This window comes from Frankia sp. CeTa3Moorea, from assembly GCF_978021225.1.
Genome location: NZ_CDXDOR010000013.1, coordinates 24,230 through 41,437 on the forward strand (window position 1 = coordinate 24,230; position 17,208 = coordinate 41,437).

General features: G+C 71.4%; 14 protein-coding genes and 1 pseudogene. 11 read left to right on the top strand and 4 right to left on the bottom strand.

Annotated features, from left to right (window positions below):
* From glmU to AC08OV_RS04420, 3 genes and pseudogenes are all read left to right on the top strand, one after another.
* A pseudogene (gene glmU, locus AC08OV_RS04410) lies at positions 1–519 on the top strand (bifunctional UDP-N-acetylglucosamine diphosphorylase/glucosamine-1-phosphate N-acetyltransferase GlmU); the annotation flags it as partial.
* Between the two features lie 320 nt (positions 520–839).
* Positions 840–1,814: a ribose-phosphate diphosphokinase gene (locus tag AC08OV_RS04415; RefSeq protein ID WP_462186364.1), complete on the top strand. Its 975-nt coding sequence runs from the start codon at positions 840–842 to the stop codon at positions 1,812–1,814.
* Positions 1,815–1,927: 113 nt separating this feature from the next.
* A complete protein-coding gene (locus tag AC08OV_RS04420) occupies positions 1,928–2,953 on the top strand; it encodes a tryptophan--tRNA ligase (RefSeq protein ID WP_476614388.1) in 1,026 nt (341 codons plus the stop codon).
* 63 nt (positions 2,954–3,016) lie between these two features.
* On the opposite strand, the gene rsmA is transcribed toward AC08OV_RS04420, so the two are convergent.
* Both rsmA and AC08OV_RS04430 read right to left on the bottom strand, forming a co-directional pair.
* The gene (gene rsmA, locus AC08OV_RS04425) at positions 3,017–3,850 is read right to left on the bottom strand and encodes a 16S rRNA (adenine(1518)-N(6)/adenine(1519)-N(6))-dimethyltransferase RsmA (RefSeq protein WP_476619338.1); all 834 of its coding nucleotides are present in this window, start codon (positions 3,848–3,850) and stop codon (positions 3,017–3,019) included.
* Between the two features lie 56 nt (positions 3,851–3,906).
* Positions 3,907–4,731: a TatD family hydrolase gene (locus AC08OV_RS04430; RefSeq protein WP_476619334.1), complete on the bottom strand. Its 825-nt coding sequence runs from the start codon at positions 4,729–4,731 to the stop codon at positions 3,907–3,909.
* Positions 4,732–4,855: 124 nt separating this feature from the next.
* Between AC08OV_RS04430 and AC08OV_RS04435 the strand changes: the two genes are divergently transcribed.
* Both AC08OV_RS04435 and AC08OV_RS04440 read left to right on the top strand, forming a co-directional pair.
* The gene (locus tag AC08OV_RS04435; RefSeq protein WP_476619335.1) at positions 4,856–6,097 is read left to right on the top strand and encodes a type 1 periplasmic-binding domain-containing protein; all 1,242 of its coding nucleotides are present in this window, start codon (positions 4,856–4,858) and stop codon (positions 6,095–6,097) included.
* Between the two features lie 165 nt (positions 6,098–6,262).
* Positions 6,263–6,814, top strand: a complete 552-nt coding sequence (locus tag AC08OV_RS04440) for a YdcF family protein (protein ID WP_476613664.1) — start codon at positions 6,263–6,265, stop codon at positions 6,812–6,814.
* 13 nt (positions 6,815–6,827) lie between these two features.
* Here the strand turns inward: AC08OV_RS04440 and rsmI are convergent, their stop codons facing one another.
* Entirely contained in the window at positions 6,828–7,772 is a 945-nt protein-coding gene (gene rsmI / locus AC08OV_RS04445) for a 16S rRNA (cytidine(1402)-2'-O)-methyltransferase (protein WP_476613663.1), read from the bottom strand.
* Between the two features lie 40 nt (positions 7,773–7,812).
* Between rsmI and AC08OV_RS04450 the strand changes: the two genes are divergently transcribed.
* Positions 7,813–9,522 (top strand): dolichyl-phosphate-mannose--protein mannosyltransferase, encoded by a 1,710-nt coding sequence (locus tag AC08OV_RS04450; RefSeq protein ID WP_476613662.1) that lies wholly within the window; start codon positions 7,813–7,815, stop codon positions 9,520–9,522.
* Between the two features lie 399 nt (positions 9,523–9,921).
* Positions 9,922–10,119 (top strand): hypothetical protein, encoded by a 198-nt coding sequence (locus tag AC08OV_RS04455; protein WP_006541195.1) that lies wholly within the window; start codon positions 9,922–9,924, stop codon positions 10,117–10,119.
* A 53-nt stretch (positions 10,120–10,172) separates the two neighbouring features.
* On the opposite strand, the gene AC08OV_RS04460 is transcribed toward AC08OV_RS04455, so the two are convergent.
* The gene (locus AC08OV_RS04460; RefSeq protein WP_476613661.1) at positions 10,173–10,721 is read right to left on the bottom strand and encodes a hypothetical protein; all 549 of its coding nucleotides are present in this window, start codon (positions 10,719–10,721) and stop codon (positions 10,173–10,175) included.
* Positions 10,722–11,113: 392 nt separating this feature from the next.
* Between AC08OV_RS04460 and AC08OV_RS04465 the strand changes: the two genes are divergently transcribed.
* The 4 genes from AC08OV_RS04465 (at position 11,114) to AC08OV_RS04480 (ending at position 17,155) form a co-directional block, all read left to right on the top strand.
* Positions 11,114–12,898, top strand: coding sequence for a glycoside hydrolase family 15 protein (locus AC08OV_RS04465; RefSeq protein ID WP_476613660.1), 1,785 nt, complete (start codon positions 11,114–11,116; stop codon positions 12,896–12,898).
* Between the two features lie 210 nt (positions 12,899–13,108).
* Positions 13,109–14,608, top strand: a complete 1,500-nt coding sequence (locus tag AC08OV_RS04470; protein WP_476613666.1) for an FHA domain-containing protein — start codon at positions 13,109–13,111, stop codon at positions 14,606–14,608.
* A gap of 40 nt (positions 14,609–14,648) precedes the next feature.
* Positions 14,649–15,464, top strand: coding sequence for a DUF305 domain-containing protein (locus AC08OV_RS04475; RefSeq protein ID WP_476613659.1), 816 nt, complete (start codon positions 14,649–14,651; stop codon positions 15,462–15,464).
* 110 nt (positions 15,465–15,574) lie between these two features.
* On the top strand, positions 15,575–17,155 hold the full coding sequence (locus tag AC08OV_RS04480) for a SulP family inorganic anion transporter (RefSeq protein WP_476613658.1): 1,581 nt from the start codon (positions 15,575–15,577) through the stop codon (positions 17,153–17,155).
* Positions 17,156–17,208: the final 53 nt, after the last annotated feature.

Consider the following 17,208-nt stretch of genomic DNA (forward strand, 5'->3'; position numbering starts at 1 on the left):
AACCAGACGAAGGTCCCGCACCTGGCGTATGTCGGCGACGCGGTGGTCGGCGAGCGCAGCAACATCGGATGCACGACGGTCTTCGTGAACTACGACGGGGTGGCCAAGCACCGCACGATGATCGGCTCGGATGTCCGGATCGGCAGTGATACCATGCTTGTTGCTCCGGTCACGGTCGGGGACGGGGCCTACACCGGCGCCGGATCCGTGATCCGGGAGGACGTTCCGCCGGGCGCGCTGGCGGTCCGGGAGGGGCGGCAACGGATCATCGAAGGCTGGGTCTCCCGCCGCCGTCCCGGCAGCCCGGCGGCACGAGCGGCCGCCGCGGCCGGCGTCCCGGCCCCCGGCGGTGCCGGAGATTCCGAGCGTCCCGATGAAATGCCACAACCGTCCGCGGCCGAGGCCGCCGTGCCGATCCCAGCTCATCAGGGTGACGTGGCGCACCGGAGTGAGTTGCCGCCTACCGGCAAGGGCGAGGCCGGCATCGCCGGTATTCCCAGCGCGGGGAGCAGAACGTAAAACCGGGAAGCAGAATGTAAAGAGACGTCCGTCCGAACCTTCTGGCCAGCGAGGGGATGCACACCGCCCGGTCTGCCCCGCCCGGGTCGGCGGCCCGGGGTCCGCGGGCGGCGGCCGGCGGGCCTCGCCGGAGTCGCGGGCGGCGATCCGGGCACGTGGGTACCGTCCCGCCTGCGCAAACAGGGGCGGGACCGGGTAGGCCCGAGTGTTGAACCGTGCGGCCTCACGGCCGTTCCCCGAACGGGTCACCCGCCCGGGGGCTGCCCACGCCAGCCCGACCACGCCAGCCCGACCACGCCGTCACGCCCGAGGAGTACGCGGTGGCCTACCAGACCGAGAACCGGCGCAATCTGATGCTCTTCGCGGGACGTTCGCACCCGGGCCTCGCGGCGGAGGTCGCGGCCGCGCTCGACGTCGAGCCCGTCCCCACCAATGCCTACGAGTTTGCCAGCGGCGAGATCTTCGTCCGCTTCTCCGAATCGGTTCGAGGCTGCGACGCCTTCGTGCTCCAGTGCCATTCGGCCCCGGTGAACACCTGGCTGATGGAACAGCTGATCATGGTGGACGCGCTGAAGCGGGCCAGCGCCAAACGGATCACCGTCGTCGCGCCCTTCTACCCCTATGCGCGCCAGGACAAGAAGCACCGTGGCCGGGAGCCGATCTCGGCCCGCCTCGTCGCCGATTTGTTCAAGACCGCCGGCGCGCACCGGCTCATGTCGGTCGACCTGCACACTGCCCAGATTCAGGGCTTCTTCGACGGGCCGGTGGACCATCTCTTCGCGTTGCCGCTGCTCACCAACTACATCGAGTCCAAGCTGGACACGTCCGAGGTGACCGTCGTCGCCCCCGACTCGGGCCGGGTCCGCGTGGCTGAGCGGTGGACCGACCGGCTCGGCTGCCCGCTGGCCATCATCCACAAGCGGCGTGACCCGGACGTTCCCAACCAGGTGAAGATGTTCGACGTGGTCGGCGAGGTGCACGGACGGACCTGCGTCATCGTCGACGACATGATCGACACTGCCGGCACGATCACGAAGGCCGCGGAGTCACTCAAGGAGCACGGCGCGGCGGGCGTCATCGCGGCGGCAACCCACGGCGTACTGTCCGGCCCCGCCGCCGACCGGCTGAAGAACTCGGAGATCAGCGAGGTCGTCCTCACGAACACGCTGCCCCTGCCCAGCGAGGCTCGCATCGACAAGATCACCGAACTGTCCATCGCCCCGCTGCTGGCCGCGGCCATCAAGGCCGTGTTCGAGGACGGGTCGGTGACCGGCCTGTTCGGCGGAGACGCCTGACCGAGGCTCGGATCTCCCACCCCGCCACCGAGACAGGCGCAGGCAGGCGAACGGCCGCGAAGAACGACCTGGGGCGTCCCGGCGGCTGCCCCGCGTCCGTAGACTGCCCTGCCATGGCAGCGCAACAGCCGAAGGTGTCTCTCACCGGGATCAAGCCGACGGGCGAGCCGCACCTCGGCAACTACATCGGAGCGATCCGGCCGTCGCTGGAGCTCACCTCGACCTACGAGTCGATCTATTTCGTCGCCGACTACCACGCCCTGACATCCGTGCGTAGTCGCGAGGAGTTGGCGAGCTACACCCGCTCGGTGGCGGCCACGTGGCTCGTGCTCGGACTCGACCCGACGAGCACGATCTTCTACCGCCAGTCCGACGTCCCCGAGATCTTCGAGCTGGCCTGGGTGCTGTCCTGCGTCACCGGCAAGGGTCTGATGAACCGGGCCCACGCCTACAAGGCAGCCCGTGACCGCAACGCCGAGGCCGGCGTCCCCGATCTGGACGCCGGCATCAACATGGGCCTGTTCAACTATCCGATTCTGATGGCCGTCGACATTCTCATCATGAATGCCGACGTGGTCCCCGTCGGTCAGGACCAGTCGCAGCACGTGGAATACGCCGCCGACATCGCCGGCTCCTTCAACCATCTGTTCGGCGACGTGTTCAGCCTGAAGATCCCGGAGGTGGTCCTCCCGGCCGGGAGCTCGGCGAAGGTACTGCCCGGCATCGACGGCCGCAAGATGAGCAAGTCATACCGGAACACCATTCCCCTCTTCGCGCCGGAGAAGCAGCTACGGAAACTCGTCCGTGGGATCGTGAGCGACAGCACCCCGCTGGCGGACCCGAAGGACCCGGACAGTTCCGCGGCCTTCGTCCTGCTCGAGAACTTCGCGGCTCCCGAGGCAATCAAGGAGATGCGCAGCCGTCTGGAGCAGGGTGGCACTGGATGGGGCGAGGTGAAGAACGCCCTGTTCGAGACACTCAACGACTGGCTGTCACCGCTGCGGGAGCGCTACACCGAGCTCATCACCCCGGACAGCGAGCTGGACGACATCCTCGCGGCGGGTGCCGAGCGGGCCCGCGACCGGGCCCGGCCAGTGCTCGCCGGGGTCCGGCGCGCGATCGGGATTTCCCCGCTCTGACCTTCCCCGCTGTTCCGCCCTCCCCCGCCCGTTCCACCGGACGGGTCAGTCGGAACGGGCGGGTCAGTCGGAACGGGCGACGCGGGCAGCGCGGGCGACGCGGGCGGCGGCCAGCCGGCAGAAGGCCGCGACATCGAGGGTCTCGCCCCGGGCACCAGGATCGACCTCGGCGGCACGCGCCAGTTCCCCGGCGGCGGCGGGCGATCCGGCCCAGAGCGCCAGGGCCGTACGCAGGGTCTTGCGGCGCTGCGCGAACGCGGCATCGATCGCGGCGAAAACGTCCGCCCGCAGCCGCGCCGGACCGGGCAGGGGCCTGCGGGTGAAGGCCACCAGCCCTGAATCGACATTCGGCTGCGGCCAGAAGACCGGTCTGGGCACCGCACCGGCCGGCCGGGCGTGCGCGTACCAGGCCAGCTTGACGCTGGGCGCCCCGTACACCCGGCTGCCCGGCGGCGCGGTGAGCCGGTCGGCGACCTCCGCCTGGACCATCACCAGCCCGCGGCGCAGCGAGGGCAGCCGTTCCAGCAGCCCGAGCAGCAGCGGCACCGCGATGTTGTAGGGCAGGTTCGCGGCGAGCACCCCGGGCGCGGCCACGTCGGCGGGCAGGTCGGCCGGGGTGACCCGCAGACCGTCGGCGGCCACCACGCGCAACCGCTCGGCGACGTCGGCCGGCAGCCGGGCGGCCACGGTCACCGGCAGGACCGCGGCGAGGGGGCGATCCACCTCGACAGCGACGACGGCCTTCGCCGCCTCGACGAGCCCCAGGGTCATCGACCCGAGTCCTGGCCCGATCTCCAGCACCGTGTCGTCCGGGCCGACGCCGGCGAGCCGCACCAGCCGGCGGACGGTGTTCGCGTCGACGAGGAAGTTCTGCCCGCGCCGTTTCGTCGGCCGCAGGTCCAGCTCGTGCGCGAGGGCCCGAAGCTCAGCCGGCGAGAACAGCGCGTCGGTGTCTACCAGGGCCCGAACACCCGCTCCGCGTTTGCGGCGATGTGCGTGCCGAGCTCGGCGACGCCGACGCCGCGGGTCTCGGCCAGCACCCGCAGCGTCAGCGGAATGAGGTACGGGCCGCCGGGCCGGCCCCGCCAAGGGGTCGGGGTGAGGAACGGCGCGTCGGTCTCCACCAGGATGAGATCCGCCGGGGCGACGGCCGCCGCCTCCCGCAGATTGGCGGCATTGGAGAAGGTGACGTTACCGGCGAACGACATCACGTACCCGGCGTCCGCGCAGATCTTCGCCATCGCTGTGTCCCCGGAGAAGGCATGGAAGACGACCTTCTCCGGGGCGCCCTCCTCGCCGAGGATGCGCAGCGTGTCGTCGTGGGCGTCCCGGTCGTGGATCATCAGCGCCCGGCCGGTCTCCTTGGCGATCGCGATGTGGCGCCGGAAGCTCTCCTGCTGCGCGGCATGCGCCTCGGGTGGGGTGCGGAAGTAGTCCAGGCCCGTCTCGCCGATCGCGCGCACGCGATCGGCGCGGGCCAGCTCGGCGATGGCGGCGAACGTCTCCTCGGTGACCCCGTGGGCCGCCTCGTTAGGATGGATCGCGACGGCGGCGTAGATCTCCGGATGCGCCGCGGCGACCTCGGCCTGCCATCTGCTGGTGGGCAGGTCGATGCCGACGGTGACGGCCCGCGTGACACCGACTGCCCGGGCCGCCGCGATCGCCGCCGGAACTTCGGTGCCCATCAGGTCGAGATGACAGTGGCTGTCGACCACGGCCACGGGAAGAGGGTCCGGCGGTGGCGGCGGATCACCCGACCGGCCAGAGTTTCGCGCCACCTCGCCCGCCCTCCCGTGCCCGCCCTTCGTTTCCTGAAGTCTGAAGTCTACGACCGCCGCCGAGTGTGCCAGACAACCCGGCATGGGACGCTAATCGGGTGAGCAAGCGCAAGGACCCCACGCGATGACGACACCGTTGACCGTTGCCCTGGTCACCCCGCTGACCGGTCCCGACGCCGCCCAGGGCCTCGCCGGGCTACGAGGGGTCACCCTGTGGGCGCGTGACGAACGCCTCCCACCGCCCTGGGACGAGGTGAGTCTCACCGCCTACGACGCGTATCCCGATCCGGCCACCGCCATGCGCGCCGCGGTGGCCGCGGGACCCGACGCCCTGCTCGGACCCTACGGCCACCGGGCGGCACTCGCGGCCTGTGCTGCGACGGACCGGGTGGTCTTCAACACCGGCGCCCCGTCCACGCGCTTCGTCCGGCAGGCCTTCCCGAACGTCGTGAACATCGCCGCGGCCACCTCGACCTGGCCGCGCGGGGTCCTCGCCGCCGTGCGGGCGGCCGATCGACGGGCCCGCAAGGTCGTCCTGCTCGCCTCCGGGGACACCGCCGTCGAGATCACATCGGTAACGAAGGCCGCCGCGGTAGCGCAGTCGTTCGAGGTGGCTTCGCACGTCTTCCCCCCGGGCAAGGCCGCCCTCACCGCGACCCGGCTGCCCCCGGGCGACATCCTCATCGTCCACGCCGGCCCGGACGACGAGCTGGCGGCGGCGAACATCCTGCTGCGCCGGCCGTGGCGGGCGGCCGCCTTCTCCACGGCCGTCAGTGCGCAGGCCACCGCGAGCCTGGGCGACCTGCGCGAGCAGCTGCTGGCGCCGGGCAGCTGGATGCCCGAGAGCACCCAGCCGACCGCGACCGGTCCGACCGCGCGGGAGTTCACCGCCGACTTCACCGCCCTGCACGGCGTCGCGCCGACCGAAACGGCGGCCTGGGCCTACGTCACCGGGCTGATCCTGGGACGGGCCATTCGCTACTGCGGAGGCGTGCAGGACACCTCCGTGCTCGCCGCCGCCCGGGGCATCGACACGACCACGTTGCTCGGTCGCTTCCGGCTGGACGAGGCGACGGGGCTCCAGGTCGGCCACCAGATCCCGATCGTGCAGTGGCAGGCCGGTGCCTCCCGGACGGTCTGGCCCCGTGAGTCGGCGCGGGCACCGTTCGCCCATCCCCGGCTGTTCACCAGCCGCCCGGGGACGGCGTCGCGGACTTCGCCGGGGACGGGCACGTTTTCGATCAGCCCTCCCACGCCGACGGCCGGATCGGGGACGACGCCCCCGACCACGCAGCCCCCGACCACGCAGCCCCGGACCGCGCAGCCCCGGACGCCTCCGGCCTCGCGCACACTCCCCACCACGTGAGTGGGCCTCCGCCGCCGACGGGCCATCCGGGGCGGGTGAACCGTCCGGAGCGGTGGCCCATCCGGGGGGTGGACCACCCGGAGCGGGTGAACGGTGGTTGATTCGGGTGCCGCCGTGGTACTGAGAAACTCACGGCGGCACTTGGCGGCCCGCGGAGGGGGAAACATGGCAGCGGGTCCACTCGGTCGTGCTCCCGCGGGGCCGTGGCGCCGCCGGGCCGTAGTGGGCATCCTCGGTGGCCTGACGGTGGCCTTCGCGGTGGCGACGGCCCGGCTGTTCGTCTTTCCGCACCAGGATGCTCCCGCCCCGGTGGACGCGATCGTCATGTTCGCCGGGAGTCCGGGACGGCTCGAACGCGCCGTCGCACTCGCGCGGGCCGGCTACGCACCCGTGCTCGCGGTCTCGGCGCCGACGGAGAAGGACCCGTGCCCCGGGCCCATTCCCGGGGTCGAGGTGATCTGTTTCTCGCCCGATCCGCGGACGACCCAGGGCGAGTCGCGGTGGACCTCCGCGGCGGCGGCACGCCGCGGGTGGCATTCGCTCATGGTCGTCGCCTCGACCTCACAGAGCACGCGCGCCCGGCTGCGCCTCGACCGTTGCTATGACGGCGAGACGCGGATGCAGGGGGTCCCGCCCCCGCGCCGGGCCTGGCCGTACGTGATCGCCTACGAGTGGGCGGCCCTGGGCAAGGCCCTCGTTCTCCAACGCCACTGCTGACCGCCGACCGTGCTCAGCGCCCGCCGGCCCGGTCCCCGGCCCGGGCGGCGAGCTCCGCGGCATAGACCTCGTTGCGGGAGACGCCGTACTCGGCGGCCACAGCCTTGCGCGCGTCCTTCGGGGACATCCCCGCCGAGGTTCGTCGGGCTACCTCGGCGACCAGGATCCTGCCGTCGATGATCGGCCCGGCCACGCTTGGCCCAGCCACGCTTGGCCCAGCCACGCTTGGCCCAGCCACGCTTGGTTCGGCCACGCCCGGCCCGGCCCGGCCCCGGGTACCGCCGGCGACCACCAGCGTGAACTCCCCCCGGATAACCCGGCCGTCGGTGGCCCAGCCGAGCAGATCGGCGAGGTCGCCGCGGACGATCTCCTCGAAGGTCTTCGTCAGCTCGCGGCAGAGCACCGCCGGACGGTCGGCGCCGAAGGCCGTGACGAGGTCGCGCAGGCCGGCCACGAGCCGGTGCGGGGACTCCAGGAACACCATCGTCCGCGGCTCGCCGGCCAGGTCGCGAAGGCGTCCACGCCGGTCGCCGCCCTTGCGCGGCAGGAAGCCCTCGAAGGTCCAGCGGTCCGTCGGCAGCCCGCTGACGGCCAGGGCCGCGGTGACGGCGGACGGACCGGGAACGACGGTCACGGCCATCCCCGCGGCGGCGGCTGCGGCCACGACCCGGAACCCGGGGTCGGAGACGGCGGGCATCCCGGCGTCGGTGACGAGCGCGACGGTGGCACCCTGGCGCAGGTAGTCGGTGAGCCGGGCGGCCCGGGCGCCTTCCACCGCGTCGTAGCACGACACGATCCGCCCGGACACCGTCACGCCGAGCGCGTGCGCCAGCCGTAGGACCCGGCGGGTGTCCTCGGCGGCGATCACATCCGCGGTGGCGAGGATCTCGCCGAGCCGAGGGCTGGCGTCCCGGACGTCACCGATGGGGGCACCGCACAGCACCAGGGTCCCGGACACCCGACCAGTCTGTCAGGAGCCAGGACCTACCCTGATCGGTGTGACGGCGACGACGGCCCACCTGCCCTGGACGGCGACCGGTCGCGGGGACGCGGCGCGGGTGGCCGGCCCGGGTTCCTCCGGCCCGGCCGGCGGTCGGCCGCTCTCGGTGCGTGAGCGGCTGTGCCCACCGATGCCGCGGTCGCCGCTCGTAGGGTGGCTGGCGACCCTGTCCGTCGCGATCGTCGCCGGGCTGCTGCGTTTCTGGCACCTCACAGAGCCCCGCGGGATCTACTTCGACGAGGTCTACTACACCAAGGACGCCTGGGGCCTGCTGACGGCCGGGTATGAGATCAACTCGACGACCTGTTCCGGTCCGGCCTACGTCGTCCATCCGCCGTTCGGCAAGTGGCTGATGGCCGCCTCCGAGGGTCTGTTCGGCTATACCGACTGTGCCGGGGTCTCGCACGGCAGTCCGGAGCTCGGCTGGCGGTTCTCATCCGCGCTGTTCGGGACGCTCGCTGTCTTGGTCCTCGCCCGCGCCGCCCGACGGATGTTCCGCTCCACGCTCCTGGGCTGCTTCGCCGGTCTGCTCCTCGCCCTCGACGGGCTGGAGTTCGTGCAGAGCCGCATCGGGATCCTCGACATCTTCCTGATGACTGGCGTCGTCGTGGCGCTGGCCTGTCTGCTGCTCGACCGGGACGACGGCCGCCGCCGGCTCGCCGACCGCCTGGAACCGACTGGTTCCGGTCCCGGATCAGCACCGCTGGGGGACAATGCCGCCGGCCCGGACAGCGGCTCGACCGCCGGCCCGGACAGCGGCCCGACCGCGGCGGCTCCGCCCACCCGGGCCGACCGCCTCCTCGACACGTACGGGCCGCGGCTGGGGTTCCGCCCCTGGCGGCTGGCCTGCGGGGTGGCCCTGGGACTGTCCATGGGAGTGAAGTGGAGCGCCCTCTACACGATCATCGGCTTCGCGGCGCTCGCCCTCGCGTGGGACATCGGAGCGCGGCGCACCGGCGGAGCCCGCCGACCCGTGCTGGGAGCACTGCGCCGGGACAGCCCGGCCTGGTTCGCCGGGTTCCTACTCGTCCCCATCGTGACCTTCCTCGCCACCTGGACCGGCTGGTTCGCCACCGACGGCGGCTACTACCGCCACTACTACGGCAACGGCTTCGGCGCCGCGTGGCACGGCTGGTGGAAGTACCAGATGGCGGTGCTGAAGTTCCACGAGGGACTCCACGAGGGGCACGCCTTCGCGTCGCATCCGATGAGCTGGCTGGTGATGGCGCGGCCGGTCGCGTACTACTACTCCTCGCCGGCGTACGGGACCTCGGGCTGCCACGATCCGGCCGGCTGCTCCCGGGAGGTCCTCGCCCTGGGCAACCCGGCGATCTGGTGGGTCGGCACGGCGGCGCTGGTCGCGATGCTCGCCTGGTGGGTCTCCCGGCGGGACTGGCGGGCGGCCCTGGTGCTGGTCGGGTTCGGCTCGGCCTTCGTGCCGTGGCTGCTGCTCCCGAACCGCACGATGTTCTTCTTCTACGCGCTGCCGTCGCTGCCGTTCCTGGTCCTCGCCATCACGGCGCTGGCCGGGCTCGTCCTCGGCCCGCGCGAGGCGTCGGAGACCCGCCGCCTGGTCGGGGCGCTGTCGGTCGGAATCTACACGATCATCGTCGTGCTGCTCTTCGCGTACTTCTACCCGATCCTGGCCGCCGAGGTGATCCCCTACTCCTCGTGGCGCGCCCGGATGTGGTTCCCGGGCTGGATCTGACAGGACACCACACCAGGCCCACGGTGCCGACCCGTGAACCCCGACGAGGCCCGCGGCGTCGCCTCAACGTGATCCGACTCACAACTTCGCACCCCATTCGTAGCATCACCACCGTAGGCGATGCAACCATTACGAATCGGCAAGCCGGAACGGCGACAGCCGCAGCGACAGGGGTTATCGAAGTTGGACGGTCACGAAGAGCCGAACAAGGACGCCACTAGCAGCACCGCCCTGGTCCTTGAACGGGGGGGTCGCGTACAGCTCGAGAAGTCGATCCGAGAGGCTGGGACGGTCACCATGCCCCGAGGCCGTGCGGCAGTGAGCGCCCAAACGGGCCTCCCTCCGACCTCCAACCACCGGAGACGGGTGTCGGGCGGGCCGAGACTGGGAGGAACCACCATGGCGGATGTGTCGGTACGCTTCGCGATGACCGATGACAGCGAGATCGTGCTGAACCTGTCGCTGACCCAGGCGATCCGGCTCACGGAGGCGATCGCGTCGAAGGTCAGCCAGGCGATGACCGAGCAGCCGCGGGCCGGCATGAACGGCAACGCCTACGGCCCCGGGGTGCGCCCCGGCCCCTACTCGACGTCCTGAGCCGTCCGGCACCGAGCCGGGCTGTACCCCCGGCGTACCCCCGCGGTGCCGGGCTAGCCCCCGGTCAACTGGGCGATCAGGGCCCGCAGCAGGTCGAGATCCCGGCGGCGCAGCTCGGCGACGGACGACGGATCCGGCCGTGTGGAGGCCAGCGCCGCACGCACCGAGCGCAGCTTGTCGCGCAGGATCTCCACGTCGGCGGGTGTCAGTAGACCGTCGCGCAGGACCAGCACGACGTGGCCACCGTGCTGCACCACGTCCACCGGCTCGACCATCGGCAGCGTGACGACCCGGATACCGACAGGTGCCTCCTGGTCGTAGACAAGACACAGCTGGTCCTCCGCCATCACCTCCGCGGTGCCGTCGTCCCACAGCACGGTCGCTCGGGCCGTGATAGGGGTCACACCGCGGGCCGACTCGACCCGCACGGGGTCGGCGTTCCCGGCCGGTTCGCGACGGCCGGCCGGGTGGACGGCGAGTACCGTGCCGCGCCGCGACCAGACCCCGCCACCGAGGTCGTCGACGGGGAAGACCCGGTCACCCCGGGCGAACATCACCAACGCGGCACGACCGTCCTCGGCGGTCGATGGGTGGGCGGCCATAGCGTGATCGTAGGTGGCCGCCGTGGGGGCCCGAGCGCCGAGACCCCACCAGGGCGCATCCGGCAACACCCGCACACCCGCGCCGGAAACTACCGTTCCCCACCGGTGAACCGGTCCCAACGATCCTGGTAGCCACCGATGTGGCCGCGAACCACCGCCGGCATCGCACGTTCACCGGCTCGCCGCGGCCACTGTGGCTTACGCCCGGTCATGGTCCCGTGGGCTCCGCCACGGGTTACCTTCGCCTGGTTGCCACCGAATCGCGTGGCGACCGGCGGCGGTCGGAGGACGCGGGCGGCTCCCGGCGGGCCGCGACAACGTGGTCCATCCTCCCCCCTGTCCCGTAACCCCCACGGCCGACCTCGGCCGGTCACGTTTCGCGGAGCCCACGAATGCCCGACACCGACTATCCGCCCATCGAAGAGCACGCGGTCATCGGCGACCTGCGTACCGTGGCCCTGGTCGCCACGGACGGCACGATCGACTGGTACTGCCCGCAGCGCTTCGACGCGCCGTCGGTTTTCGCGAGTCTGCTGGACGCCGACCGTGGCGGATCGTTCCGCATCCACTGTCCGGACTCCCGGGCCAGGCAGCTCTACCTACCCGACTCGAACATCCTGATGACCCGTTTCCTCGCCCCCCGCGCGGTCGGTGAGGTCATCGACTTCATGGTCCCGGTGGACAGCGACGTCACCGAGACGCCGCACGTCGTGGTCCGCCAGGCGCGAGCGGTGCGTGGAACCGCCACGTTCCGGCTGCGCTGCGACCCCCGGTTCGACTACGGCCGAGACCCGCACACCGTCACCCTGGTACCCGGTTCGGGCGCGGTGTTCGAGTCGACCGCCGGCACCCTTGTGCTGCGCACGGCCCTGCCGCTGCGCGTCGAGGCCACGGCCGTGGTCGCCGAGTTCGAGCTGGCGATGGGCGAGTGTGCCGACATCGTGCTCGAGTGGAACTCGACCATCCGCCCATTGATCATCGGTGAGGCGGAGACGTTGTTCACCCGGACGCTGAACTACTGGCAGGCCTGGATCCGGCGCGGGCGCTATCACGGCCGCTGGCGGGAGATGGTGCTACGCAGCGCTCTCGTCCTCAAGCTGCTCGTCTACCGGCCCACCGGGGCGCTGGTGGCCGCGCCGACCACCTCGCTACCCGAGGAGCTCGGCGGCGTGCGCAACTGGGACTACCGCTACACCTGGATCCGCGACGCGGCCTTCACGGTGTACGCGCTGATGGCGCTCGGCTTCACCGACGAGACCGCGGCGTTCATGGACTGGCTCGAACAGCGATGTCACGAGGCACCCAAGGACTCCGGGCTCTACGTGCTCTACAGCGTGGACGGCAACGCCGACCTGGACGAGCTGGTCCTCGACCAGCTGTCCGGCTATCGCGGCTCGAAGCCGGTGCGCGTCGGCAACGCCGCCGCCACACAGCTCCAGCTCGACATCTACGGCGAACTGATGGACTCGGTGTACCTGTACAACAAGCAGGTCCCGATCTCCTTCCAGCTCTGGGAGGCGCTGGGCCGCCAGCTCGACTGGCTGGCCAAGCACTGGGACGAACCGGACGAGGGCATCTGGGAGACCCGGGGTGGGCGCCAGCGCTTCACCTACTCAGCCGTGATGACCTGGGTCGCCTTCGAACGGGCCTGCCGGATCTCGCGCCAGCGTGGCCTGCCCGGGCCGACGAACGAATGGAAGGACTACGCCGGGCAGGCCTACCGGTTCGTCCAGAACGAGGCGTGGAACCCCACCCGCGGCGCCTACATGGAGTTCCCCGGCTCACCACGGATGGACGCATCCCTGCTGTGCATGCCGCTGGTGAAGTTCTCCGGCCCCACCGACCCCCGGTTCCTGTCGACCCTGGAACGGTTCAGCGAGGACCTGGTCAGCGACAGTCTGGTGCGCCGGTACGCCGCGGACGGCAGCGACGGCCTCACGGGTGACGAGGGCACCTTCAACCTGTGCTCGTTCTGGTACGTGGAGGCACTGACCCGGGCCGGTCGGGTCGCCGAGGCCCGGATGGTCTTCGAGAAGATGCTCACCTACGCCAACCACGTGGGGCTCTACGCCGAGGAGATCGGTTCCTCCGGGGAGGCGCTCGGCAACTTCCCGCAGGCGTTCACCCACCTCGCCCTGATCAGTGCCGCGATCCATCTCGACCGCGCGCTGGGGTGACCGACCCGAGGACGGGTGTGCGGTGACCACGGGTGTGCGGTGACCACGGGTGTGCGGTGACGGGCGGTTTCCGGTGCCGGCGCGGCACGGCAGGATAGGCGGCGAGGATACGCACCGGAGCCGATAGCCTGAAGATCGGCACCGATGTTCGGAGTGCGGGATCCTTCAAGGTCGGGATCCTCCGAGGTGCGGGATACGAGGGGCGAGGTCATGGCGGGACTGGACCGTTTCCGGGTGGTCGTGGAATCCGGGCGCGGAGATCGGGCGGGAGTGGTCGTCCGGCTGCCCGGCGCACTCATCGTCGCCCGTGCCGGCCGGTCGGAGACGGCCGAGACGACCACCAGGCTGCTGGCGCTGTGCGCCGAGGTCGCCGCCGAGGTGGGCGCCACCGCGTCGACCATGGGTCGCCGGCTGGTGCGCCGGGTCGCAGGGCTGCTGGCCGACGCCGATCCGGATCGGGTGCCCGACTTCAGCCTGCTGACCACGGTCAATGACCGGGTCGCCGCGCTGGTCCACGGGGCGATGGACGTCGTCGCGACGGGCAGCTCCGGGGTGACGCTCTCCGGCGTCGACTCGGCCACGTGGGTCGACCGGCTGCTGCCCACCGAGATCAGCCGGATCGACGTCGGCCCCACCGGCATGGTCGGGCCGACGGGTTTCCCCGGCGGGCTCGGCGATCTCGGTTTCCCGCTCGACCTGCGCATCGGGGCCGTGCCCGGGATCGGGGTGAGTCTGCTGCTCAGCGACACGCCGTCGCTGCCCGCGCCGAAGGCCTCCGCCGAGCAGCTGCTTGCCGGGTTCGATCCGGTCCGGGAGCCGATGACCGGCGCCGCGCCCATCCCCACGCCGGGAACTCGCGCCCCCGATCCGATGTCGACCACCCCGCCGGCGCTCGCCCCCCTGCTCAGCAAGGAGGAGGAGGCCCACCGGCGCCGCGCCGCCGCCGAACCGACGCAGGCAGCCGACCTTGACGAGCTCGACGAGCTCGACGAGGATCCGCCCACCGAGCTGGCCCAGCGTGACTCGATCCCGCGTGCCGGGAGCGATCTGGGTGGCAGTCACGGCCACGCCGGCCACGCCGGGCCCGTCGGCCACCGCGAGGGCCTCTCCGACGATCTAGGCGACGACCTCACCGACGACGAGCACGACGCCCTGACCCAGCTCCCGGGCCAGAGCTTCACCGTCTCCGACCTCATCGAGGACGACGAGGCACCGACGATGCTGCCGAGCAGCGGCGAGCCTCAGGTCGAGGGCGTGCTATGCGCCAACGGCCACTTCAACCACCCGCAGGCGCCGTACTGCTCCGAGTGCGGCCTGTCGCTCGCCCAGCAGAACACCCGCACGGTCTGGGGCCCCCGGCCGCCCGTCGGCGTCCTCGTCTTCGACGACGGCCAGACCATGAACGTCGACATGGACCTGGTGATCGGCCGCCAGCCGGACCGCGACGATGCGGTCCGGGCCGGGAAGGCACGGGCGCTGCCGGTCGAGGACGGCGAGAGCGCGGTCTCCCGGGTACACGCCATCATCACCCTCAACGGCTGGGACGCGGTCATCACCGATCAGGGTTCGGCGAACGGCACCTACATCGCCCCGCCGGAGGCGACCGTGTGGACGCCGCTGAGCCCGCACCAGCCGGCTCCCCTGATCCCCGGCACCCGCGTCCAGGTGGGCAAGCGGACGTTCGTCTTCAACTCCCACCTGCACGTTTGACCACCTGCCCGGGCAACTCACCCGCCCAACCGAGGTGATCATGATGACGGCGAACGACGACCGGCCAGCCGGCGACGACCCGCCGGCCAGCGACGGCGATGCGGCGCGCGGGAGTGACACGCGGCCGCGACGCCGCTGGGCCCGAAGCCGGCTGTGGTGGGCGCCGGTGATGCTCGCCGTGGTAGCCGGCCTGCTGGCGGCCGGCGCGGCGCTGGGCAACCTCGCCAGCCGGCCACCGGCTGAGGGGTCGGTCGACGTCGGCTTCGCCCGGGACATGTCCGAGCATCACGCCCAGGCGGTGCAGATGGCCATGATCGAGTTCAGTCACGGCGGTGACCAGGACACCCGCAGCGTGGCCCAGGACATCGCGCTGACCCAGCAACGCGAGATCGGCATCATGTCCTCGTGGCTGTCCGGATGGGGGCGGCCCCAGTCCACCTCCGGGACACCGATGCGGTGGATGCGGGACTCCCGCACCGTCAACGGGGCCTCGGGCGGGCAGGATGGTCATGACGGTCACGGCGCCGCCAGGCCCGGCATGTCCATGCCGGGCCTGGCCGGGGGTGCGGCGCAGGACGCGTCCAGCGACCCGCGGGACACCGCGCGCATGCCGGGCATGGCGACCCCCGCCGAGCTGCAACGGCTGGCCTCGATCCGGGGCCATGACCTCGACGTCCTCTTCCTCACCCTGATGGTGCGCCACCATCGTGGGGGGCTGGCCATGGCCCAGTACGCGGCGATGCACGCCGGTGAGGACCGGGTACGGGCGATGGCCAGGGCGATGGTGCTCGCCCAGTCGATGGAGATCGACCAGATGCAGCGCGATCTGGTACGCCTCGGCGCGCCTCGGGCCTGACCGGCGAACCCACCCGCTGTCACGACGAAACCGCCTTTGTATAGTCAAGTGGGACTAACAGGACTCGGGGAAGGTAGCCCCCTCGTCGCAGGGCAGGGGAGGCCGCCGCCATGCCTGGTGCAACCGCCCGAGAGGCCGCCGACGCCGGGGGCTTCGTTCGCCGGACGGCCCCCGGCGGCCCCTGGTACTCCCGCCGCCTCACCCGCCACTGGCCGGGGGTTCGTTACGTCCGGGTGGAACTGCTCGCCGGCCTGGTGACCTCGCTCGCGCTGATCCCGGAGACGATCTCCTTCTCCGTGGTGGCGGGGGTCGATCCGAAGGTCGGTCTGTTCGCGTCGTTCACCATCTCGGTGGTCATCGCGTTCACCGGCGGGCGCCCGGCGATGATCTCGGCGGCGGCAGGCTCCATGGCCCTCGTCGCCGCCCCCCTGGTCCGCGACCACGGCCTGAACTACCTGCTGGCGACGACCATCGGGGTGGGCCTGCTGATGTTCGTGCTCGGCCGGCTCGGGGTGGCACGGCTGATGCGGTTCGTCCCGCGGGCCGCGATGATCGGCTTCGTCAACGCGCTGGCCATCCTCATCTTCACCGCGCAGATGCCGCACGTGATCGGCAAGTCGTGGCAGGTCTACGCCCTCGTCGCCGCGGGCCTCGCCATCCTGCTGGCCGTCCCCCGCCTGACCAGAGCGGTCCCGCCGCCGCTCGTGGCGGTGGCGGTCCTCACCCTCGTCACCGCCGGTTTCGACATCTCCGTCCCCACCGTCGGCGACGAGGGCCGGCTGCCGAGCTCACTGCCCGTCCCCGGCGTGCCCGACGTTCCGCTGACCTGGGAGACACTGCGGATCATCGCCCCGTACGCGGTGGCGCTTACCGCCGTCGGCCTGGTGGAGACGCTGCTGACCGCGCAGATCGTGGACCGGTTGACCGACACCACGCATGACCCGAACCGCGAATCCCGGGGCCTGGGGATCGCCAACATCGTCAACGGCTTCTTCGGCGGGATGAGCGGCTGCGCCATGATCGGCCAGACGATGGTGAACGTCAGCTCGGGCGGGCGGGGCCGGCTGTCGACCTTCGCCGCCGGCGGCTTCCTGCTCATGCTGGTCGTCCCGCTGCGCGACCTCGTGCGGGTCATCCCGATGTCGGCACTGGTCGCGGTTATGATCATGGTGTCGGTCATGACCTTCGAGTGGCGCAGCATCCAGCCCTCGACGCTGCGCCGGATGCCCCGCAGCGAGACCGCGGTCATGGTGGCGACCGTCGCCGTCGTGGTGCCCACCCACAACCTCGCCTACGGGGTTGGGGTGGGCGTCGTGCTGGCCGCGCTGCTGTTCACCCGCCGGGCCGCGAATCTGGCGCTGGTGACCAGCGTGCTCGACCCGGAGGGCCGGGAGAGGATCTACGCCGTCCAGGGCACGCTGTTCTTCGCCTCGACCAGTGATCTGGTGAACGCCTTCGACTACGCGCGCGATCCCGGACGGGTGGTCATCGACCTCTCGGAAGCCCACCTTCTCGACTCGGCGGCGGTCACCGCCCTCGACGACGTGTGCGCGAAGTACCGCGAACGCGGCACGCAGGTGAGCCTGGTCGGGGTGAACGCCCGTAGTGCCACCCTGCTGCACAAGCTGTCCGCCGAGCCGGCCCAGATGGAACCGGCACCGACCGAGCCGGCACCGACCCACGTCCGGTGAAGTCGAGCTGATCGTGAATACACTCCGCCATTAGATGCTCACTCAGATACGTA